The organism is Bacteroides sp. CAG:189 (genome assembly GCF_000432295.1).
Lineage (GTDB): Bacteria > Bacteroidota > Bacteroidia > Bacteroidales > Bacteroidaceae > Bacteroides > Bacteroides salyersiae.
The window spans coordinates 1-994 of the sequence record NZ_HF991004.1; the positions used below are offsets into that span (position 1 = coordinate 1).

Genomic DNA, 994 nt, shown 5'->3' on the forward strand with positions numbered 1-994 from the left:
GCGATTTGTTCTGTTGGAATAAAAAACATTGTCCATAATTTTGTATTATGCAGCAAAAACATTATGTTTGTATTACATAATAAATAGGGTATATGAAATTCGTTGACAGAATAGATGAAACTGCACGATTAAAGGATGCACTTGCAAGAGAGAAGTCCTCGTTAGTCGTGATGTGCGGTCGCAGACGGCTGGGTAAGTCAACGCTTATTAAAAGGGTGTTGTCAGAAAATGATGTTTACTTCCTTGCAGACCGTTCTGAAGAGCAACATCAGAGAGTATTGCTTGCAAAAGTAATAGCACAAATCTTCCCGGATTTCGACAAACTGACATATCCGGATTGGGAATCTATATTTCGTGCGGTCAATTATCGGACAGACAAACGTTTTACTTTATGCTTGGATGAATTTCCGTATCTTGTAGAGCAATCGCCAGAGTTGCCGTCTGTATTGCAGAAACTTGTTGATGAGAAGCTGTTGAAGTATAACCTTGTGCTTTGCGGTTCATCACAAAATATGATGTATGGGTTGTTCCTTGATTCTACCGCACCTCTATATGGGCGTGCTGATGAGATTATGAGACTTACGCCGATACACTTGCCGTATATTCAAAAGGCTTTGCATCTTAATGCGATGAATGCCATTGAAGAGTATGCCGTATGGGGCGGTGTGCCGCGTTACTGGGAACTGAGGGAAAACAGAAGTTCGCTTGATGACGCCCTGTGGCGCAATATCCTTTCGGTAAATGGAACTCTTTATGAAGAGCCGATAAAACTGTTTCAGGATGATGTCAAGGATATTGTCAAGACTTCAACGATCATGTCTTATATTGGGACTGGCGCAAACCGGCTTTCCGAAATTGCCGCACGATGCAATGAGCCGGCAACCAATCTGTCGCGTCCATTGAAGAAACTTATAGACCTCGGATTTTTAGAGAAAGATGTTCCTTTCGGAATCGACGAAAAGAATGCAAAAAAGAGCCTATATAAGATTGCAGA

At 41.6% G+C, this 994-nt stretch carries 1 protein-coding gene; it reads left to right on the forward strand.

The window, feature by feature from the left end:
- Positions 1-92: 92 nt before the first annotated feature.
- The coding region (locus QVP90_RS02935) for an AAA family ATPase (RefSeq protein WP_288203856.1) at positions 93-994 on the forward strand (902 nt) is incomplete at its 3' end.